Source organism: Neisseria mucosa (genome assembly GCF_003044445.1).
Taxonomy (GTDB): domain Bacteria; phylum Pseudomonadota; class Gammaproteobacteria; order Burkholderiales; family Neisseriaceae; genus Neisseria; species Neisseria mucosa_A.
The window spans coordinates 150,346-169,816 of record NZ_POWX01000004.1 but is presented as its reverse complement, the minus strand read 5'-3'; the positions used below and the strand labels follow the sequence as shown (position 1 = coordinate 169,816).

Here is a 19,471-nt window from a genome sequence, read left to right as displayed (position 1 = left end):
CAGCATGGTGCCTTCAAATCGGTGGAAGAGCTCAAAAACGTTAAAGGCATCGGCGAGGGTATCTTCTCCAAACTGAAGGCCGAAGCAACCGTCGCGCCCGCACCTGCAAACACAAAAGCTAAAAACGCCGTCCCATCACCTAAAAAATAAACCTATCCGCGTATTCGTGAAATTACAGATGAATACGATGGCCAAACTAAAAAACGTCCAATCCCGGAAGGGAGCGGGCGTTTTTGTTTGTTGGACCGATCTTGTTCCCGTGGCACAGAGCGGGGAAAGACAATGTAACGTTTCGGCAATTCCTACAATTACAATATTGTGAAATTATACTCGTATGAATGGTAATGATCTGATGTAAGAAAACATCGAGTTGTTTACACAACAGGTTGAGAAAAATAAGCCTGTAAAACCTCAAAAGGCACTCCCTTCAGACTTTTATGTGATTTTACTATATTTTATAAAAATTCACAAATTATTGCGGTTTATTTTGCTGGTATTCTGAATCCCTAAATAGAAACTCATTATGCCATATTTCCATCAAGGTGCGGATCACACGTTTCGCCTTCCTGTTGATCTGCGGTCAGGTAACTCGAATAAAATTCTAACCAATACTGCCCTCATAACAAGTCATACCGAAAGCATGGTTGGCCAAGCTTTTGTATCGCGTACTTATTATCAGAGTAAACGTATTTAATCAGGTGCTTGGTCAGAATCTTGACTGTTCTGTCTGAGGTTTTGTCCAGCAAAATGGCGGTATATAACTTTATTGAAAATCCGTCGATAGCGATAAACAGGTAACCAAAAGCTTATCGGTGGCTTTCTATCCTTTGAGTAGTGGTAGCCTTTTGGTACCCAAATGATGTAAATACTCAATTATATTTAGGTTATGAATTATTATTCAGCTATATGATGTAAAGGAGTAAAGTTAGAATAGAGAGTCGTCTGAAAAGGAGGGTAGGATTAAGTTTGCTTTTCAGACGACTTTTATAATTTTAGACTTTTGAAACGGTGGATATTCATAGTAAGCATATAGCTTTGAAATTATGTATTGATTATGGTTTGTTTACAAAAGCTTGATGCTAACAGTTTTTTAATTTATTTGTCCTATAAATAGGAGTTAAGCGATTAGAATCTTCGTGCAGGTATGATTCAGCAGTTAGAGAGCGGGAGTAACTATAGCCGGCCATAAAAATATGGAAGAAGTTTATTTTTATTTGGGGCGGAAGGTGGTACAAATGGCGGTATCGGTTTCAATGAAATCACCGCCGATTAAATCTACGCAATAAGGAATGGCGCCGAATAGACCTGGTACAACGATGCTGCCATCTTCCGAACGTACGCCGCCCAATGTTTCAGCAATGGCTTTCGGTCGGCCGGGTAGATTCACAATCAGGCTGTTGCCACGAATGCCTGCTGTTTGGCGTGACAAAATGGCTGTGGGTACATAATGAAGGCTGATACGGCGCATTTGTTCGCCAAAACCGGGCAGTTCTTTGTCTAATACGGCTTGCGTGGCTTCGGGGGTGATGTCGCGAGGGGCAGGTCCTGTGCCGCCGGTGGTAAAAATCACATCGCAATGCTCTTCATCTGCCATATGGATAAGCACGCTTTTGATTTCGTCTTGATCGTCAGGAATAAGGGCTTCTACATAACGGATCGGATTGAGGACGGCTTTGTCAAGCCAGCTTTTGAGTGCGGGAATTCCTTCATCGGCATACACGCCGCTGCTGGCGCGGTCACTGGTGGAAATTAGGCCGATGGTGATGGTAGGGAGTGTGTTCATGATAATAGCAGACCCAAAAGATAGAAAACTACATTGTACCTGATTAGCTGTATCTGTTGTGGGTGTTGGCAATGTGCAAAATAGCAGGACTTAAAATACATATCTTCAGGTAAAGGCTAGCTTGAGAAGTTGTCTATAAAAATCATTTCTCAATAAATGTACTCAATCTCAAATAGGATGATATTCTGATTATCTCCTCATTATTGTTCTGCTCAACAAGTAGTTAGCTATGAATGAAATCTTGTGCATAAATTGCCTCAGCCGCTTTATTTCCTATTGACGGAGAATTTGATAATAAAAAATGCCTGTCTGAAAGTTTCCTCTTAGACAGGCATTGCTCTTCACTAAGTTTTCAGACGACCTTAACCTGCCGGTTCGTCCATCCAATCCACTTTGTTCATTTTACGCACAATCACCCATTCATCACGGTTAGAGCCTACTGTGCCGTAGTAGTTGAAGCTGTACGCCAATTGCGCGTAGCCGCCTATCATGTGGGTCGGGTTCAAGACCGCCTTGGTTACCGAGTTGTGGATACCGCCGCGTTTTTTGGTGGTTTCTGCCGCCGGAGTATGTACCAGTTTTTCCTGAGCGTGGTACATCAAAATCATAGTTTCGGGAATACGCTGGCTCACAATCACACGGCAGGCAATCGAACCGTTGGTGTTGAACACTTCCACCCAGTCGTTATCCACCAAACCGGCTTTCTTGGCATCGATTTCGGAAATCCACACGTGCGGGCCGCCGCGTGAGAGCGTGAGCATACGCAGGTTTTCCGAATAGGTACTGTGGATACCCCACTTCTGGTGCGGCGTGAGGAAGTTGAGTGTGATTTCCGGATTGCCGTTAGGCATTTTACCCAGCAGCTGTTTGGTGGTTTTGGTGTCCACCGCCGGACGGTACACGCAGAAAGCAGCACCGAAATCGCGCATCCACTTGTGGTCTTGGTAGAACTGCTGGCGGCCGGTCAGCGTGCGCCACGGAATCAGCTCGTGCACATTGGTATAGCCAGCGGTGTAGCACACTTCTTCGCTCTCCACGCCCGACCAAATCGGTGAGGTAACAATCTTGCGCGGCTGGGCGACGATGTCGTGGAAGCGGATTTGCGTGTGCTCGCTGGCATTAATCAGATGTGTATGGTCGCGGCCTGTAGCTTTGCCCAAGGCTTGCCAAGCCTTTTTTGCCACATGTCCGTTAGTTTACGGAGCGAGGGTTAATATCATCTCGCAGGCGTCAATGGCAGTTTCGATTTTCGGTTGACTTTTTCCAGCAACGGGCCGACTGAAGTGAATTTTTCGTAAATCGCGCCGTAATCGCGCTCGACCACGGTAATTGCAGGCATGGTTTTGCCCGGAATCGGGTCGCATTCGCCATGTTTCCAGTCTTTCGGATCAAACGGTTGTCCGAGCTCTTGCGGGCTGTCGTGCATCAGCGGTGTCAGTACGACGTCTTTTCGCACGCCGATATAGTCTTTGGCCAATTCGCTGAATTTCTTAGCGAAGCCTTTGTAGATTTCACAGTCGGTTTTGCTTTGCAAGGTGGTTAGAACCGGAATGCCTGAGCTGATAGCGGCAAGGTATTCCGACAACAAACCGCAGCTATCGATTTCTGCATGGCCAAATTTGTTAATGACTACCAAATCCGTGCCTTCCGCTATGGCTTCGCGAATCACCGAACCTGCTGCTGCCAGTGCGCCGGCATCTAGTTTGCAGCCGCTGGAATGGTTGCCGAGATTTTGGAAGATGGAAAAGCATCGGTTGTCTGCGACGGAAGCCAGCTCCGAATTGCTGTGCTTGCCTTTGTTGTCTATCGGATTCAATAGTCCTGCCACGCGCCATCCGTCTTGTTGCAACCGGCGCACGGCCTGCCATAATGCAGTTATCGCAGCATCGCCTTCATCAGCATATACCACGGCAGCGATGGCATAGTCTGATTGTTGTTCTATTTGATTAGACATAAATTCACTTTCAAGGGTATTGAAGTTTTGGGCAAAATCTTGCAATGTCGTTGCAAACATTAAAAAAACGTTTGAATCTCTTGGGACGATTGTTCGTAGATGTCAGTCGGAAAATTGTAGGGACAGTATAGCCGTCATTAGAGATAAAATGGCCGGCTCATTAAACAAAAGGTCGTCTGAAACCCGTGATACAGGCTTTCAGACGACCTTTCTTATTGCTTAAGAACGTTGAAACAGATTATTTGGCTGCTTCAGGTTGGCTGGCGGCTGCCGCTTTATCGCCTTCTTTGGCGAAGTATTTGGCGTGGATTTTGTCGTATTCGCCGCTGTCGCGTACTTTTTTCAGCGCTTCGTTCAGCATTTTGACGGTCGCTTCGTCGCCTTTGCGTGCGGCGATGCCGTAGTTTTCAATCGTGAAATCAGGCAGGGTGATGAAGTCCATGCTTTTGGTCGGGTTGTTTTTCACATAATTGGCGATGACCGCGCTGTCGCTGACTACGGCATCCACGCCGCCGTTTTCCAGTTCTTTGATGACCAAGGGAACGCTCTCAAAGCGGGCGATTTTAGGATTGTCGTTGCCCAAGAGTTTGGAAACGGAGAAGTCGCCGGTTTGACCGGTAACGACACCGACTTTCGCCATGTTTTTGAGGTCGTCTGAAGAGGCGACTTTTTTGCCTTTGGGAACGAGGACGACTTGGGTGATTTCAAAATAAGGGTCGGTGAAATCCATGGACTGCTTGCGCTCGTCGGTAATGGTTACGCCGGAGATGACGATATCCGTATCGCCGTTTTTGAGCGCGGGGAAGAGGCTGTCCCAAGGCTGGTGTTTGAATTCGACTTTGAATTCGCCGGCTTTTGCCATGGCGTTCATCAAATCGACGTCGAAACCTTCAACGTTGCCGGCGGAATCCAATGATTCGAAAGGGGCGAATTCGGCGTTGGCGGCAACGCGGTACACTTTGTCGGCTTTAGGGGCTGACGAGGATGCGTCTTTGCTTTGACCGCCGCAGGCGGAGAGTGCCAGAGCGGAGCAGGCGAGGGCGGCTGCAATCCATTTTTTCATGTTCATGGGGAGGTTCCTTCTTTACGGATATTAATAAATAAACGGATAGTTTAACACGGTTTGGGGAAGTCGCTACGCGTCAGTGTTCTTTTTCGCGGAAAAAAGCGTAGGTTACGTCATGGAAGAGGTCGGTATGCGGGCTGTCTTCGTAGTTCAACTCGGCGAGTGCGTCTTCAAAGGCAAGCTGGATGGACTCGACGGATTCGTTTGCCATCTCGGACGGCAGCGAACGGATCAGGCCTTTGAGGGCGGTGGCGAGGACGTGGTTCTGCATACGCAAAACGTCGTTGGCTTCTTCCAAATATTCGAGGCGTTGTTCGATGCTGCTCATGATGTGTTCCTGGGAATCTGTTAAAATACCGCATTATAGCAAATCACGGCATTCGCTATGCGCGTGAAATGAAATGACACAACGGAAGAACGAAAGCTAAAAATGGATACGAATCGTCCCGATACGCCACAACAAACGGATGAAAGCCTGGATTGGGAAAGCCGCTTGGAAAAGCTGCGGCAAACCCGCCAATTGAACGCACCTTACACACACGCGCCTTTGGTGCGCGAATCTCAAGAGCCAGCCGTCGAGCAGAAGCACAAAGCCAAAACCGCCAAGCTCGACGATGCCAACCGCGATGCCGTCTTGACGGAATATCTGCGCAAATGGCAGGAGGAACACAACGCCATGCTGGAGGAAGACGCTGCCGAAACGGCGGAGACCGATGCGATGGTGATTTTGCAGGAAAACTGGCTGAACGCGCAGTCTTCGCTGCAAATGAGCGCGTCCGACAGGCAAATTGAGTCCACGCGCACGGTTTGGCTGAACCCGAAACGTAAAACGGTCGAATTTGACGCGCCTGCAAAGGCAGAGGCAACGTCGTCTGAAAACGAAAATCCGCAGGTGCAAGAGCAGGTTTCAGACGACCCCAAAGAAGAAACGCCGCCAATTACCGTCCATATCAACGTATTAAACCCGCAGGTCATCAACCGCAGGGAAGTGTTCTGCATTTCCGAGCAAGACCTGAGCGAGCGTTTAATCAAACGCCTGCGCCCGCACGTTGCCGATGCCGTCAACGGCATGATACGCACCGCCGTGCAGAAACAAATGGCGCTGTTTACCTACCAGCTCCAACAAACCCTCAGCGAACAGGCGCCCGATTTGGTGGAACAGCTTTTGGATTACAACGTGAAAAAAATCCTGAACGACATCAAATACGAAATGAAATACAGTCAGGGGAACAAAAAAGCGTGATAACGCAGCCGCCGCTTCAGGTATCGGACTGAAAATGCTGATTTTTCCGCCGGTTTTGTATATAATGGCGGCTCACGTTATCGTGATTTAACTCCTTTCAAATAATTTATGCCCGATGAACCGTCGGGCATTTTTTTGGGCGTGGATTTTATGAACAAAAACAAATGGATTTGGATACTGATTGTTGCCGCCGTGGTAGTCGGTTATCAAAAAATGCAGCAGGGGCGGCAAGGTCAGGCAGCGGATACCGTACCAACCCAAACGCAGCCCCAAACCCAGGCGGAAAAACGCCAATCCGAGCAGTCTGAATCCAAAAAATCGCAACCGAAGCAGCCGAAGTCCGACCGCCAAGCAGGGCATGGCAGCGCGGAACAAATATTGCAGCAAGCCTTTGAAAACCAAGAGAGCGATATTCAAGTGAAGGGTGCAGGTACGGTTCTGAAAACGCTGCCCGACGACAACCAAGGCACGCGCCATCAGCGTTTTATCTTGAAACTTTCCAGCGGGCAAACGCTTTTAGTGGCGCACAACATCGACCTCGCCGACAAAATCAAAGGCTTGAAAAAAGGCGATAAAGTCGGCTTCTACGGCGAATACGAATGGTCGGAGCAGGGCGGTGTCCTCCATTGGACGCACCACGACCCCGCAGGCCGCCATACCGACGGCTGGCTGGAACACAATGGATGTGTTTATCAATAAAAGACTGGAACGATTGTAAAAGGTCGTCTGAAAAACGTTTTCAGACGACCTTTTCTTATGGCTCAAACAATTTTTATTTCTTCGCCGCCCTTCTCGCGCGTATGACTTCGACCACGCCCGGCAGGATGGAAATCACGATAATCGCCACCATCACCAAAGCCAAATTGTTTTTGACAACCGGAATATTGGCGAAGAAATAGCCGGCATAGGAAAACGACAAGACCCATAATACCGCGCCGATGATGTTGTAGCGGATGAAGGTGCCGTAGTGCATGCTGCCCATGCCTGCGACAAACGGAGCGAACGTCCGCACAATCGGGACGAAGCGGGCGATGATGATGGTTTTGCCGCCGTGTTTTTCGTAGAACGCGTGGGTTTTCTCCAAATACGACCGGCGGAAGATTTTGGAATCGGGGTTGGCAAAGAGTTTGCGCCCGAAAAACTTGCCGATCATGAAGTTGGCGGCATCGCCCAAAATCGCGGCGGCCAAAAGCAGCGCGACCATGACATGAATGTTCATGCTGCCGACCGCGGCAATCCCGCCCGCGGCAAACAGCAGCGAATCGCCCGGCAGAAACGGCGTAACCACCAAGCCCGTTTCGCAGAAAATAATCAAAAACAACACCGCGTAAATCCATACGCCGTATTGCGCGGAAATCTCGACCAAATGCTGGTCGATGTGGAGGATAAAATCAATAAGGGTCGAAATCACGAAATCTTCCTGAAATGAAAAAGACAGGGGTCGTCTGAAAACAGACGCGTCGCCAAATGTCTGCCATTGTATATGAAACCCATGCCGCGCGCCCCTTTTTCAGACGACCCCGCGCCTTGATACGCGCTGACAAAACAACGTACAATAAACCCGATTCCAACCCATCCGGTATGCCTTTGTGAACCAGCTTATTTTCGATTTCGCCGAACGCGGCTATCCCGGTTTCGACAAATTCCTCGGAACGGAAAATGCCGAACTGGTCTATGTGTTACAGCATAAACACGACCCGTTTATCTACGTCTGGGGCGAAGAAGGCGCGGGCAAAAGCCACCTGCTGCGCGCGTGGGTCGCCCAAGCGCTCGACGCGGGGAAAAAAGCCGTCTATATCGACGCCGCCGCTACGCCGCTGACCGAAGCTGCCTTTGAAGCCGAATACCTCGCCATCGACCAAATCGAAAAACTGGGCAACGAAGAACAATCCCTCTTGTTTGCCGTATTCAACCGCTTCCGCAACAGCGGCAAAGGCTTTCTGCTGTTAAGTTCCGAACACGCGCCCCAACAGCTCGTCATCCGCGAAGACTTGCGCACCCGCATGGCGTACTGCCTCGTTTACGAAGTCAAACCCCTGACCGATCAAGAAAAAATCGACGCGCTCGTCAGCATAGCGGCGGCGCGCCAAGTCACCATAGACCCCGAAATCTTCGAATACCTGCTCAACCACTGGCGGCGCGACATGGACAGCCTGATGCAGATGCTCGACACGCTGGACAACTACGCCGTTACCATGGGCAAACGCATCACCCTGCCGCTTCTGCGCCAGCTTCTGAAACAACAGGAAACCCAATGAAAAACCTCGCCATCTTCGACCTCGACAACACCCTCATCAACACCGATTCCGACCATTCATGGCCGCAATACCTCATCAAAAAAGGCCTGGTTGACGCTGCCGAAACCGAAGCGCAAAACGAAAAATTCTACCGCGACTACCAAAACGGCTGCCTCGACATCGACGCCTTCCTCAAATTCCACCTCGCCCCGCTCGCCCGTTACAGCAAAGAAGAGCTGGCGGAATTTCACCGCGAATTTATGGCACAGTTCATCACGCCCCACATCTCGCCCATGCAGCGCATGCTTGTGCAGAGCCACCAAATGGCGGGCGATGAAACCCTCGTTATCTCCTCGACCAACGAGTTCATCATCACCCCCATCTGCCACCTTTTCGGCATCACCAACATCATCGGCACCCAACTCGAAACCGGCACTGACGGTCGCTACACCGGCAACTACATCGGCACACCCAGCCTAAAAGAAGGCAAAATCACCCGCCTGAACCAATGGCTCGCCGAACGCGGCGAAACGCTCGAAAGCTACGGCAAAACCTATTTTTATAGCGATTCCAAAAACGACCTGCCGCTGCTGCGTCTCGTCAACGAACCCGTCGCCGTCAATCCCGATGCCGAGCTGGAACAGGAAGCCAAAGCAAAAGGTTGGCCGATATTAAACTTCAAATAATCAAAACCGCGCCCGCCCGCTCAAACGGGTTCAATGCCGTAGCGTGGGCTTCGCCCACGGAAAACAAAGGGTCGTCTGAAAACAAATGGCAGCAAGTTGCTTGAAAAACTTTTCAAACAAGGAAAACAATCATGACCATCCGCGCCATCATTCTCGCCTTGCTGCTTGCCCTTACCCTGCCTGCGGCCGCGCAAAACGACAATCCGGTAAAACAAGCCTCCGCCCCCGAAAATTCCGTCAAACTCGCCGTCATTGTTTCTCCCGAAGGCGAAGCCAAGGAGATTAACATCATCGAATCCGGTGGTTACAGCAAATTCGACAAAGTAGCCGTGGCCGCTGCCCAAAAAGGCAATTACAACGCCACAGGACGATGGATGAAATATCTCGCAACCGTTGAATTCAAACCCCAATAGGCCGTCTGAAATGTCCGCGTTCAAACCCGTTATCGTTACCACCACCGCCCCGACCCGCGAAGAAGCCGAAAAAATCGGCAGCCTGCTGCTGGAAAAGCAACTCGCCGCCTGCGTGCAATACGAAGCCATCACCAGCCAATACCTTTGGAACGGCGAAATCTGCCGCGACGACGAAATCCGCATCACCATCAAAACCTCGCGCCACTGCTACCGCGAAATCCAAAAAACCATCCTCGCCAACCACAGCTACGAATGCCCGCAAATCCTGATGCAAAACGTCTCGCGCGGATACGCCCCCTATTTGCGCTGGCTGAAGCAGAGTTTAGGTTTATAAGCAGCTACTCGAGGTCGTCTGAAAAACGCCCAAGCATCATTATGAATTTACAGGGAAGTCCACTATAATGACGGCTTTTGATTTTCAGACGACCTTACGTCTGCATCCGCAATCCCAAACCAAAAGGAAACCCATGTTCCGCACCATGCTCGGCGGCAAGATACACCGCGCCACCGTTACCGAAGCCGACCTCAACTACGTCGGCAGCATCACCATAGACCAAGACCTGCTCGACGCCGCAGGCATCCTCGTCAACGAAAAAGTCGCCATCGTTAATAACAACAACGGCGAACGTTTTGAAACCTACACCATCCCCGGCGAACGCGGCAGCGGCGTCGTCTGTCTCAACGGCGCCGCCGCACGGCTCGTCCAAAAAGGCGACATCGTCATCATCATGTCCTACGTCATGCTGTCCGAACCCGAAATCGCCGCACACGAACCCAAAGTCGTCCTCGTGGACGAACACAACAAAATCCGCGACATCCTCTCCTACGAGCCGCCGCACACCGTCCTATAAAACACAAAGGTCGTCTGAAACCGCAAAATCCGCTTTCAGACGACCTTTCAACCATTTTTAGACGACCCACGAGAAAGCCCCATCATCATGAACATCCGCATCAACAACCTCACCGTCGGCAACGACCTCCCCTTTACCCTGTTCGGCGGCATCAACGTACTGGAAGACCTCGATTCCACCCTCAAAGCCTGCGAACAATACGTCAAAGTAACCGACAAACTCGGCATTCCCTACGTCTTCAAAGCCTCCTTCGACAAAGCCAACCGCTCCTCCATCCACTCCTTCCGCGGCGTCGGCTTGGACGAAGGCATGAAAATCTTCCAAGCCGTCAAACGCGAGTTTAACGTGCCCGTCATCACCGACGTCCACGAACCCTACCAATGCGCCCCCGTCGCCGAAGTCTGCGACGTCATCCAACTGCCCGCCTTCCTCGCCCGCCAAACCGACCTCGTCGTCGCCATGGCAAAAACCGGCAACGTGATCAACATCAAAAAACCCCAGTTCCTCAGCCCCTCGCAGATGAAAAACATCGTTGAAAAATTCCAAGAAGCGGGCAACGGACAAATCATCCTCTGCGAACGCGGCGCCAACTTCGGCTACGACAACCTCGTCGTCGATATGCTCGGCTTCGGCGTCATGAAACAAACCTGCGGCGGCCTGCCCGTCATCTTCGACGTCACCCACTCCCTGCAAACCCGCGAATCCGGTGCAGCCGCATCCGGCGGACGACGCGCGCAAGTGCTGGATTTGGCGCTCGCCGGCATGGCAACCCGCCTCGCAGGCCTCTTCCTCGAATCACACCCTAACCCCGACCAAGCCAAATGCGACGGCCCCAGCGCCCTGCCGCTTGCCCAGCTGGAAGACTTCCTGACCCGCGTCAAAGCCGTGGACGAAACCGTCAAATCCTTCGCGCCTATGGACATCCGTTAACGGGTATTGCAAACGAAAGGTCGTCTGAAAAACAGAAAACAGTTTTCAGACGACCTCTTCAACCCACAATAAACCCACCGACTATACGGGAATAGCTCAATCGGCTACAATTCCGTTTCACAAACAAATAAATTCAAAAACTTATGAAATGTCCGTTTTGTCAGCATCCTAATACTCAAGTCACTGATTCGCGACTCTTGGAAGAGACGAACAGCATCCGCCGCCGCCGCCGCTGTTTGGAGTGCGGGCAGCGGTTCAGTACGTTTGAAACGGTTGAAATGCGGATGCCGCAGGTCATTAAATCCAACGGCACGCGCGTGGCGTTTAATCCGCACAAGCTGAAAACCAGTTTGGAACGGGCTTTGCACAAACGCCCCATTGCGCAGGAAAAAATCGACGAAACGGTTGCGCTGATTGAGCAGCGTCTGTATCAGTCGGGTAAAAAGGAAGTGCCGTCGCGCATGGTGGGGGAAATGGCGATGGAGGAATTGGCAAAAATCGATCAGGTCGCTTATGTCCGTTTTGCTTCCGTTTATAAAAGTTTCAACGACGTGTCCGAGTTTACTCAGGCAATCGCCACGCTGGTGCAGACCGACGGGAAATAGGTCGTCTGAAAGCGGTGTGTTGATATGAAGAGGATGTTTATGAAAAGAGTTTTATCCGTAGCCGCCGCACTATTCTGCCTTGCCGCCTGTAGCCCCGAGCAGGGCGATACCGTGTCGAAAGCCGCCTCCGATACGGTTCAAACGCTGACGAGCATGGATGGCAAAATTTCTATCTCCGTTCACAACAGCCACTTCACCGACATCATTGCCGATTCCGCCCGCCATCCGAAAAACGTTCCCGCCTCCAGCCTGATTCTGCTCCAACACGACCCTGAAGCGCGCATTACGATTTATGCGGCGAACAACGGTCCAGCCCAAACGGATGCCAAAGCCTATTTCGCCGAACTCAAAACCGCGCTGCAATCGGACGAGACTCAAAATGTCCGCGTCGGTATCGCCACCGACAACCGCATGAATTACCAAACCGACCGCGAAGACCGGCAAGGAAAGTTCAACCAATACTGCATCGCCATTCACGAAGCCAATATTTATACCGTTTGCGCGTACAGCCATCACGCGGGCCAGAAGGAATTGTCGGAAGTGTTGAAAGAATTGAGCTTGTCGCGTTAATGCTTTGACGAACTGAATACGGTGAAAGAAAAGGTCGTCTGAAAACGGAAAACTTTAAGAAATCCAAATTATGTTTGATTGTATTGATACCCAAATGATGCAAAACGCCCTTGCCCTTGCGCGGCTCGGGCGTTTTTCCACTTCACCCAACCCGCGCGTTGGCTGCGTGATTGCACACGGCGGCCAAATCGTCGGACAGGGGTTTCATGTCAAAGCGGGCGAACCGCATGCCGAAGTACATGCGCTACGGCAGGCTAGCGAAATGGCGCACGGGGCGACGGCTTATGTGACGCTCGAACCGTGCAGCCATTACGGTCGCACGCCGCCTTGCGCCGAAGCCCTGATTAGTTCAGGCGTATCACGCGTGGTCGCCGCCATGACTGACCCCAATCCTCTGGTGGCAGGCAAAGGCTTGGCAATGCTGGAAGCCGCCGGCATCCGCACTGAAAGCGGTTTGCTGGAAACCGAAGCGCGCGAACTCAACCGCGGCTTCCTCTCCCGTATTGAACGCGGCCGCCCGTTTGTCCGCGTCAAATGCGCCGCCAGCTTGGACGGCAAAACCGCGCTCGCCGACGGACGCAGCTACTGGATTACCGGCGAAGCAGCGAGGGTAGACGTACAAACCTTGCGTGCCGAGAGCTGCGCCGTCTTAACCGGCATCGGCACAGTGCTTGCAGACAATCCTCGCCTCAACGTCCGCACCTTTCCAACGCTGCGCCAGCCCGCGCGTATCGTGTTGGACAGCAAACTGCAAACGCCGTTGGGCAGCCACATGGTTTCAGACGACCTCAGCCCCATCGTCATCGTAACCGCCGTCGATGACGAAGAACGTCTCAAACCATACCGCGCATTCCCTCATATCCGCATCTTGAGGTCGTCTGAAAACGCCGCAGGACGCATAGACCTCGCCGCCCTGCTGCCTCAGTTGGCAGAACTGGGCTACGGCGAGATTATGGTCGAAGCGGGCGCGACACTGACCTCTGCCTTTATCGAAGCGGGCTTGGCAGACGAAATCGTGTTGTACCAAGCGCCGAAAATATTAGGCGAAGGCAGAAGCCTACTCACCCTCCCTGCCAACCCCGCCGTTTTAACTTCGGAAGGCGAGTGGGAAAGCCGTTCGGTAGAACTGATCGGGCAGGACGTAAAATGGGTTTTGCGTAAAAAATAGGCTGATGATTGGATTTTGAAACTGTTTTAGTTATCTAGGAAAAAAACAGTTATTTTGTTACTAGAGCAGGGGAAAGGCCGTCAGAAGCTTTGGAAATGCTTTTTAGCCCGCCGTTTATGCCGATATGGCAAGCGTATTGCATGGTTTTTAAATGTTAATTTCTTTAAAATTCAGTATGATACATTCTGCTGTGATATAATACTCGGGCAAGGCGTTCGGAAGCCGGCGTCTTGTCTTTTTTCAACTTTTAGATACTAAGGAACTTATATGTGCGGTATCGTCGGCGCCATCCGCGCCAATTACAATGTAGTCGATTTTCTGACCGACGGTCTCAAACGCCTTGAATATCGTGGCTATGACTCGTCGGGTATCGCCGTCAACGCAGACGGCAAAATCAAACGCGTGCGCCGTGTCGGCCGCGTGCAGCTGATGGAGGACGCCGCGCGCGAAAAAGGCGTGTTCGGACACATCGGCATCGGCCATACCCGTTGGGCGACCCACGGCGGCGTAACCGAACCCAACGCCCACCCCCACATCTCCGGCGGCATGATCGCCGTCGTCCACAACGGCATCATCGAAAACTTCGAAGCCGAACGCGAACGCCTCAAAGCTTTGGGTTACACCTTCGAATCGCAAACCGACACCGAAGTCATCGCCCACAGCGTCAATCACGAATACACCCAAAACGGCGGCAAACTGTTTGAAGCCGTCCGCGCAGCTACCGCCCGTTTCCACGGCGCGTACGCCATCGCCGTGATGGCGCAGGACAAACCCGAAGAAATGGTCGTTGCACGCATGGGCTGTCCGCTCTTGGTGGCATTGGGCGATCAAGAAACCTTCATCGCCTCCGACGTATCCGCCGTCATCGCCTTTACCCGCCGCATCGCCTATTTGGAAGACGGCGACATTGCCGTATTGAGTGCGAACGGTATTGAAAAACTGATCGACAAAACCGGTGCCGACACCCAACGCAAAGTCAAAGTATCCGAGTTGTCGCTCGCTTCGCTGGAGTTGGGCCCTTACAGCCACTTCATGCAAAAAGAAATCCACGAACAACCGCGCGCCATCGCCGATACCGCCGAAGTCTTCCTTGACGGTGGCTTCGAACCCGAAAACTTCGGCGCGAACGCACGCGAAGTGTTCGACGACATCCGCAGCATCAAAATCCTTGCCTGCGGTACGTCCTACTACGCCGCGCTGACCGCCAAATACTGGCTCGAGTCCATCGCCAAAATTCCGACCGACGTCGAAATCGCCAGTGAATACCGCTACCGCGACGTGATTGCCGATCCGAAACAATTGGTCATCACCATTTCCCAATCCGGCGAAACCTTAGACACGATGGAAGCCCTGAAATACGCGCAGTCTTTGGGACACAAACACAGCCTGTCCATCTGCAACGTCATGGAATCCGCCCTGCCGCGCGAAAGCGAATTGGTGCTGTACACCCGCGCCGGCGCAGAAATCGGTGTCGCCTCAACCAAAGCGTTTACCACGCAACTGGTTGTTTTGTTTGGTTTGGCGGTAACGCTGGGCAAACAACGCGGCTTTGTTTCCGCCGAAAAAGCGCATGAATACGTCGAAGAACTGCGCCAACTGCCCGGCAGCATCCAACACGCCCTCAACCTTGAGCCGCAAATCGCCGCTTGGGCGCAAAAATTTGCCAAGAAAAACAGCGCACTGTTTTTAGGTCGCGGCATCCACTTCCCGATCGCTCTCGAAGGCGCGTTGAAGCTGAAAGAAATCACCTACATCCATGCCGAAGCCTATCCCGCAGGCGAATTGAAACACGGCCCGCTGGCATTGGTGGACGAAAACATGCCCGTCGTCGTCATCGCGCCGAACGACGGTTTGCTGGACAAAGTCAAAGCCAATATGCAGGAAGTCGGCGCACGCGGCGGCGAACTCTTCGTCTTCGCTGATTTGGACAGCAATTTCAACGCCACCGACGGCGTGCACGTCATCCGCGCCCCGCGCCACGTCGGCGTACTCTCGCCGATCGTGCACACCATCCCCGTGCAGCTTCTGTCCTACCACGCCGCCCTCGCACGCGGCACGGACGTGGACAAACCGCGTAATCTGGCGAAATCGGTTACAGTTGAATAAAGCCTGATTGGAACGGTAAAAGGTCGTCTGAAAACTAGGAAACCAAGTTTTCAGACGACCTTTTTTAAATCAACGAACGCTTGAGAGAAACCAACATCGTAGCGTGGGCTTTGCCCGCGAGATTTGTTGTCCGTCAGTATGAATCGGGCAGTTGTGCGCTTACATCTGCTTCGCGGGTAGAACCCACGCTACGGTTTGCTTTGAGGGTGTCTTATCTATTTCCTGAACTGATTAAGAAAGCAGGGTTGAGATTGAAAAGAGGTCGTCTGAAAACTTTGGTTTCCCAGTTTTCAGACGACCTTGATTAATCAAAACACGCTGTGGATAAGCCGAACCCCGTAGCGTGGGCTTCGCCCGCGAGATTTTTTTGTCCGTTAGTCTGAGTCGGGCAGTTGTGCTTACATCTGTTTCGCGGGTAGAACCCGCGCTACGGTTTGCTTTAATGGTATATTATTCACTTCCTAAGTCGCTTAAGAGGGCAGGTTTGAGATTGAAAGAGGTCGTCTGAAAAAACGGATTCCCAAGTTTTTCAGACGACCTTATATATTGCTCCCAAAAAAGGGATGCTTAACAATACTTCCTTATTTGCGTATCACGCCCAAGTCGGCGGTTTACGGTTTACGGTATCTGATTGCGTGGGATAACAACGCTTCAATCTCTATCCACATAACCCCTCCCATTTACAGCAAACCGGGCTGACCCAATGCGGGGTCGGTCGCGCGGGCGGCTTGTGCGTCTTCAACGGTCAGCCCCAAGGCTTTTGCCACGCCTTCGCCGTAGGCGGGGTCGCAACGGTGGCAGTTGCGGATATGGCGGTATTTGATGAAGTCGGGCGCGTCGCCCATGGCGGCAGCGGTGTTGTCGAACAAAGCCTGTTTCTGCGCGTCGTTCATCAGGTTAAACAAGGCGCGCGGTTGGCTGAAGTAGTCGTCATCGTCTTGACGGTAGTCCCAGTGCGCTGCGTCGCCGTTGATTTTCAAAGGCGGTTCGGCGAAGTCGGGCTGCTCCTGCCATTGACCGAAACTGTTGGGTTCGTAGTGCGGCAGGCTGCCGTAGTTGCCGTCGGCGCGGCCTTGTCCGTCGCGCTGGTTGCTGTGGACGGGGCAACGCGGGCGGTTGACGGGGATTTGGCGGAAGTTCACGCCTAAGCGGTAGCGTTGCGCGTCGGCGTAATTGAACAGACGGGCTTGCAGCATTTTGTCGGGGCTGGCGCCGATACCGGGCACAAGGTTGCTCGGTGCGAAGGCGGATTGTTCCACATCGGCGAAGAAGTTTTCGGGATTGCGGTTCAACTCGAATTCGCCCACTTCAATTAACGGATAGTCTTTTTTCGGCCAAACTTTGGTCAGGTCGAAAGGATGATACGGCACTTTTTCCGCATCGGCTTCAGGCATGACTTGGATGAACATCGTCCATTTCGGAAACTCACCACGTTCGATGGCTTCGTACAGGTCGCGTTGGTGGCTTTCGCGGTCGTCTCCGATGATTTTCGCAGCTTCTTTGTCGGTCAGGTTTTTAATGCCTTGCTGAGTGCGGAAATGGAATTTCACCCAAAAACGCTCGCCCGCTTCATTCCAGAAGCTGTAAGTATGCGAACCAAAACCGTGCATATGGCGGTAGCTGGCGGGGATGCCGCGGTCGCTCATGACGATGGTAACTTGGTGCAGGGCTTCGGGCAACAGCGTCCAGAAGTCCCAGTTGTTCGTGGCAGAACGCATATTGGTGCGCGGGTCGCGTTTGACCGCCTTATTCAGGTCGGGGAATTTGCGCGGGTCGCGCAGGAAGAACACAGGCGTGTTGTTGCCGACCATGTCCCAGTTGCCTTCTTCGGTATAGAACTTCAAGGCAAAGCCGCGGATGTCGCGTTCTGCATCGGCTGCGCCGCGCTCGCCTGCCACGGTGGTGAAACGGGCGAACATCTCGGTTTTCTTACCGACTTCGCTGAAGATTTTGGCGCGGGTGTATTTTGTAATGTCGTGCGTCACGGTAAACGTACCGAATGCGCCCGAACCTTTGGCGTGCATACGGCGTTCGGGAATCACTTCGCGCACGAAATCGGCAAGTTTTTCATTCAGCCACAAATCCTGCGCCAGCAACGGACCGCGCGGACCGGCGGTCAGGCTGTTTTGGTTGTCGGCAACGGGCGCACCGTTGTTCATGGTCAGGTGGGTTACAGGGCATTTAGAGACGGTCATGGTGATTTCCTTTGTGAAATGGTAGGTGGTTTATAAAACGATTTGCCGAAAGGCATATTCGTAGCCGGTTTCTTGGCATTCATAAATTTCTTGTATCGACATTTATTTTTCCTTTTGTTTAAGCTATGAATAAGACTATACAGAAAGATTTTGTCTATTAAAACTATGACTTCAATTTAATATTGTTATTATTAATTGAATTTTTATTTTTGTTAAATTTTTATTATCAACTAACACATGAAATAGAAAAAGGTCGTCTGAAACTGTTTTCAGACGACCTTTTGACTGAATGGTTCTCAACTTTACTGTTTACGCCGCATCATACAACCCGCGCACCACCCTGCCGATGGCGGCGATGCCTTTTTCCAGCGTTTGAGCGTCCTGCGCGATGCTCATGCGGATGCACTCGTGGGCATGCGGATAATCTTGCGTGTCGATGCCGACGAAGAAATGTTCGCCCGGAATAATCAGCGTGCCTTCGGCTTTGAGCATTTCGTACAGGGTTTGCGACGAAACGGGCAGGTTTTCAAACCAAAGCCACAGGAAAATTGCGCCTTCTGGCTTGTGGATTTTCAGCGGATACGCGCCCAGCTCCCGCTTGAGCAGTGAGACGGCAGTTTGCGCCTGATTGCGATAAAACGGCCGGATGACGTCGTCTGAAAGCTGTTTCAGACGACCGTCCCGCAACAGCGGCGTTGCGATGGCCGCGCCGAAGCGGGTGGGCGACAGATTCACAATCGCGTTCAGGCTGCTGACGGCTTTGACCACTTCGGGCGCGGCGACGATGATGCCGGTGCGCACGCCCGGTAAGCCGACTTTGGACAGGCTGAAGCAGAGGATGATGTTTTCGTGCCAATTCAGCGTAACGTCGCTGTAAATGATGTTGGGGAACGGCATTCCGTAGGCGTTGTCGATAATCAGCGGAATGCCGTGTTCTTGCGCCAAAGCATCCAGCCGCGCCATTTCGCCGTCGGTCAGCACGTTACCGGTCGGGTTGGTCGGGCGCGAACAGCAAATCGCGCCGATTTTGCCCGCTTTGAGTTCGGGCAGGCTTTCCAGCGCGTCAAAGTCCACGCGGTATTTGAAGAAGCCTGCTTCGCCTTCGTGTTCGACAGCTTCGATTTTCGGTTTGACGGAAACGAAGTGCTGCCCTTCGACATGCACGTCGGCATAGCCGATGTATTCGGGCGCGAGCGGCAGCAGGATGGCTTTCTCTACGGAAAGGTCGTCTGAAACCTTGAATTTGCCGCCGAAGAGGTTGAAAAGATAGAAAAACGCGTTCTGCGAACCGTTGGTCAACGCGATATTGTCGGCGGTCAGGTTCCAGCCGTATTCGCGGTTGAGGAAGGCAGTCAACGCGTCAATCAGCGCAGCATCGCCTTGGGGATTGGAGTAGTTGCCGATGTTCTCGACCGCGTGTTCCGCCGCCAGCTTGGAAAATACGTCGGCGAACACGGCGTTGACTTCGGCGATTCGCGCCGGATTGCCGCCGCCGAGCATGTTGACGGGCTTGTCGCTTTTGAGCGCGTCGCCGAGGTCGTCCATAAGTTGCAAGATGCCGCTGTGTTGTGTGAATTTTTCGCCGAATGCCGAGAACTGCATGATGACTCCGTGTAAATATGATTGGCGGGGATTATATCAGCTTGATATGGAGGGAGGCTTTC

The 19,471-nt window shown here is 52.1% G+C and carries 19 protein-coding genes and 3 pseudogenes; 14 read left to right on the top strand and 8 right to left on the bottom strand.

Annotated features, from left to right (window positions below; all coding sequences use genetic code 11):
- Nucleotides 1-150 (top strand): annotated as a pseudogene (locus tag DBY90_RS04020) (helix-hairpin-helix domain-containing protein); the annotation flags it as partial.
- A 1,060-nt stretch (nt 151-1,210) separates the two neighbouring features.
- Here the strand turns inward: DBY90_RS04020 and mog are convergent.
- The 5 genes and pseudogenes from mog to DBY90_RS03995 form a co-directional block, all read right to left on the bottom strand.
- Nucleotides 1,211-1,783, bottom strand: coding sequence for a molybdopterin adenylyltransferase (mog, locus tag DBY90_RS04010; protein WP_019269898.1), 573 nt, complete (start codon nt 1,781-1,783; stop codon nt 1,211-1,213).
- 362 nt (nt 1,784-2,145) lie between these two features.
- A pseudogene (locus DBY90_RS04005) lies at nt 2,146-3,314 on the bottom strand (molybdopterin dinucleotide binding domain-containing protein); the annotation flags it as partial.
- A gap of 3 nt (nt 3,315-3,317) precedes the next feature.
- Nucleotides 3,318-3,737: pseudogene (locus DBY90_RS13110) on the bottom strand (DUF2478 domain-containing protein); the annotation flags it as partial.
- Between the two features lie 238 nt (nt 3,738-3,975).
- Nucleotides 3,976-4,806, bottom strand: coding sequence for a basic amino acid ABC transporter substrate-binding protein (locus DBY90_RS04000; protein WP_070440169.1), 831 nt, complete (start codon nt 4,804-4,806; stop codon nt 3,976-3,978).
- Nucleotides 4,807-4,879: 73 nt separating this feature from the next.
- Nucleotides 4,880-5,131: an NGO1151 family protein gene (locus tag DBY90_RS03995; protein ID WP_070492654.1), complete on the bottom strand. Its 252-nt coding sequence runs from the start codon at nt 5,129-5,131 to the stop codon at nt 4,880-4,882.
- 102 nt (nt 5,132-5,233) lie between these two features.
- On the opposite strand from DBY90_RS03995, the gene DBY90_RS03990 reads away from it, so the two are divergent.
- Both DBY90_RS03990 and DBY90_RS03985 read left to right on the top strand, forming a co-directional pair.
- On the top strand, nt 5,234-6,046 hold the full coding sequence (locus tag DBY90_RS03990; RefSeq protein ID WP_070492653.1) for a hypothetical protein: 813 nt from the start codon (nt 5,234-5,236) through the stop codon (nt 6,044-6,046).
- A gap of 108 nt (nt 6,047-6,154) precedes the next feature.
- Nucleotides 6,155-6,745 carry a DUF3465 domain-containing protein gene (locus tag DBY90_RS03985; protein WP_070492652.1) on the top strand — a complete coding sequence of 197 codons (591 nt, stop codon included), beginning with the start codon at nt 6,155-6,157 and terminating at the stop codon, nt 6,743-6,745.
- A gap of 73 nt (nt 6,746-6,818) precedes the next feature.
- Here the strand turns inward: DBY90_RS03985 and DBY90_RS03980 are convergent, their stop codons facing one another.
- Entirely contained in the window at nt 6,819-7,457 is a 639-nt protein-coding gene (locus DBY90_RS03980) for a DedA family protein (protein ID WP_070492651.1), read from the bottom strand.
- A gap of 56 nt (nt 7,458-7,513) precedes the next feature.
- Here DBY90_RS03980 and DBY90_RS13480 point away from each other — a divergent pair, with 56 nt between their 5' ends.
- The 11 genes from DBY90_RS13480 to glmS all read left to right on the top strand — a co-directional run bounded on the left by DBY90_RS13480 (nt 7,514) and on the right by glmS (nt 15,612).
- A complete protein-coding gene (locus DBY90_RS13480; RefSeq protein WP_019269920.1) occupies nt 7,514-7,639 on the top strand; it encodes a hypothetical protein in 126 nt (41 codons plus the stop codon).
- Nucleotides 7,636-8,304, top strand: a complete 669-nt coding sequence (hda, locus tag DBY90_RS03970) for a DnaA regulatory inactivator Hda (protein ID WP_070492650.1) — start codon at nt 7,636-7,638, stop codon at nt 8,302-8,304. Before DBY90_RS13480 ends, hda begins: the two co-directional genes overlap by 4 nt.
- Nucleotides 8,301-8,969 (top strand): histidinol-phosphatase, encoded by a 669-nt coding sequence (locus DBY90_RS03965; protein ID WP_107986561.1) that lies wholly within the window; start codon nt 8,301-8,303, stop codon nt 8,967-8,969. Before hda ends, DBY90_RS03965 begins: the two co-directional genes overlap by 4 nt.
- A 131-nt stretch (nt 8,970-9,100) precedes the next feature.
- The gene (locus DBY90_RS03960) at nt 9,101-9,382 is read left to right on the top strand and encodes a TonB family protein (protein ID WP_070492648.1); all 282 of its coding nucleotides are present in this window, start codon (nt 9,101-9,103) and stop codon (nt 9,380-9,382) included.
- A gap of 10 nt (nt 9,383-9,392) precedes the next feature.
- Complete coding sequence (cutA, locus tag DBY90_RS03955; protein ID WP_070492647.1) at nt 9,393-9,716, top strand: divalent-cation tolerance protein CutA; 324 nt, start codon at nt 9,393-9,395, stop codon at nt 9,714-9,716.
- Between the two features lie 133 nt (nt 9,717-9,849).
- Nucleotides 9,850-10,233 carry an aspartate 1-decarboxylase gene (panD, locus tag DBY90_RS03950; protein ID WP_003767516.1) on the top strand — a complete coding sequence of 128 codons (384 nt, stop codon included), beginning with the start codon at nt 9,850-9,852 and terminating at the stop codon, nt 10,231-10,233.
- Nucleotides 10,234-10,320: 87 nt separating this feature from the next.
- Nucleotides 10,321-11,163 carry a 3-deoxy-8-phosphooctulonate synthase gene (kdsA, locus tag DBY90_RS03945; protein ID WP_039856340.1) on the top strand — a complete coding sequence of 281 codons (843 nt, stop codon included), beginning with the start codon at nt 10,321-10,323 and terminating at the stop codon, nt 11,161-11,163.
- A gap of 143 nt (nt 11,164-11,306) precedes the next feature.
- Nucleotides 11,307-11,768 (top strand): transcriptional regulator NrdR, encoded by a 462-nt coding sequence (gene nrdR, locus DBY90_RS03940; protein WP_070492646.1) that lies wholly within the window; start codon nt 11,307-11,309, stop codon nt 11,766-11,768.
- Between the two features lie 39 nt (nt 11,769-11,807).
- Nucleotides 11,808-12,338: a hypothetical protein gene (locus DBY90_RS03935; protein WP_070492645.1), complete on the top strand. Its 531-nt coding sequence runs from the start codon at nt 11,808-11,810 to the stop codon at nt 12,336-12,338.
- 70 nt (nt 12,339-12,408) lie between these two features.
- Nucleotides 12,409-13,506, top strand: coding sequence for a bifunctional diaminohydroxyphosphoribosylaminopyrimidine deaminase/5-amino-6-(5-phosphoribosylamino)uracil reductase RibD (ribD, locus tag DBY90_RS03930; protein WP_070492644.1), 1,098 nt, complete (start codon nt 12,409-12,411; stop codon nt 13,504-13,506).
- A 267-nt stretch (nt 13,507-13,773) separates the two neighbouring features.
- Entirely contained in the window at nt 13,774-15,612 is a 1,839-nt protein-coding gene (glmS, locus tag DBY90_RS03925; RefSeq protein ID WP_070492643.1) for a glutamine--fructose-6-phosphate transaminase (isomerizing), read from the top strand.
- A 680-nt stretch (nt 15,613-16,292) separates the two neighbouring features.
- Here the strand turns inward: glmS and katA are convergent.
- Both katA and DBY90_RS03915 read right to left on the bottom strand, forming a co-directional pair.
- Nucleotides 16,293-17,807, bottom strand: coding sequence for a catalase KatA (katA, locus tag DBY90_RS03920; protein WP_070492642.1), 1,515 nt, complete (start codon nt 17,805-17,807; stop codon nt 16,293-16,295).
- 309 nt (nt 17,808-18,116) lie between these two features.
- On the bottom strand, nt 18,117-19,409 hold the full coding sequence (locus tag DBY90_RS03915) for a valine--pyruvate transaminase (protein WP_070492641.1): 1,293 nt from the start codon (nt 19,407-19,409) through the stop codon (nt 18,117-18,119).
- Nucleotides 19,410-19,471: the final 62 nt, after the last annotated feature.

Bases quoted from the DNA above. Each gene is read 5' to 3' on its own strand.
- mog (WP_019269898.1), bottom strand. From the start codon at position 1,783: ATGAACACACTCCCTACCATCACCATCGGCCTAATTTCCACCAGTGAC.
- DBY90_RS04000 (WP_070440169.1), bottom strand. From the start codon at position 4,806: ATGAACATGAAAAAATGGATTGCAGCCGCCCTCGCCTGCTCCGCTCTG.
- DBY90_RS03995 (WP_070492654.1), bottom strand. From the start codon at position 5,131: ATGAGCAGCATCGAACAACGCCTCGAATATTTGGAAGAAGCCAACGAC.
- DBY90_RS03990 (WP_070492653.1), top strand. From the start codon at position 5,234: ATGGATACGAATCGTCCCGATACGCCACAACAAACGGATGAAAGCCTG.
- DBY90_RS03985 (WP_070492652.1), top strand. From the start codon at position 6,155: ATGCCCGATGAACCGTCGGGCATTTTTTTGGGCGTGGATTTTATGAAC.
- DBY90_RS13480 (WP_019269920.1), top strand. From the start codon at position 7,514: ATGTCTGCCATTGTATATGAAACCCATGCCGCGCGCCCCTTTTTCAGA.
- DBY90_RS03965 (WP_107986561.1), top strand. From the start codon at position 8,301: ATGAAAAACCTCGCCATCTTCGACCTCGACAACACCCTCATCAACACC.
- DBY90_RS03960 (WP_070492648.1), top strand. From the start codon at position 9,101: ATGACCATCCGCGCCATCATTCTCGCCTTGCTGCTTGCCCTTACCCTG.
- cutA (WP_070492647.1), top strand. From the start codon at position 9,393: ATGTCCGCGTTCAAACCCGTTATCGTTACCACCACCGCCCCGACCCGC.
- panD (WP_003767516.1), top strand. From the start codon at position 9,850: ATGTTCCGCACCATGCTCGGCGGCAAGATACACCGCGCCACCGTTACC.
- kdsA (WP_039856340.1), top strand. From the start codon at position 10,321: ATGAACATCCGCATCAACAACCTCACCGTCGGCAACGACCTCCCCTTT.
- nrdR (WP_070492646.1), top strand. From the start codon at position 11,307: ATGAAATGTCCGTTTTGTCAGCATCCTAATACTCAAGTCACTGATTCG.
- DBY90_RS03935 (WP_070492645.1), top strand. From the start codon at position 11,808: ATGAAAAGAGTTTTATCCGTAGCCGCCGCACTATTCTGCCTTGCCGCC.
- ribD (WP_070492644.1), top strand. From the start codon at position 12,409: ATGTTTGATTGTATTGATACCCAAATGATGCAAAACGCCCTTGCCCTT.
- glmS (WP_070492643.1), top strand. From the start codon at position 13,774: ATGTGCGGTATCGTCGGCGCCATCCGCGCCAATTACAATGTAGTCGAT.
- katA (WP_070492642.1), bottom strand. From the start codon at position 17,807: ATGACCGTCTCTAAATGCCCTGTAACCCACCTGACCATGAACAACGGT.
- DBY90_RS03915 (WP_070492641.1), bottom strand. From the start codon at position 19,409: ATGCAGTTCTCGGCATTCGGCGAAAAATTCACACAACACAGCGGCATC.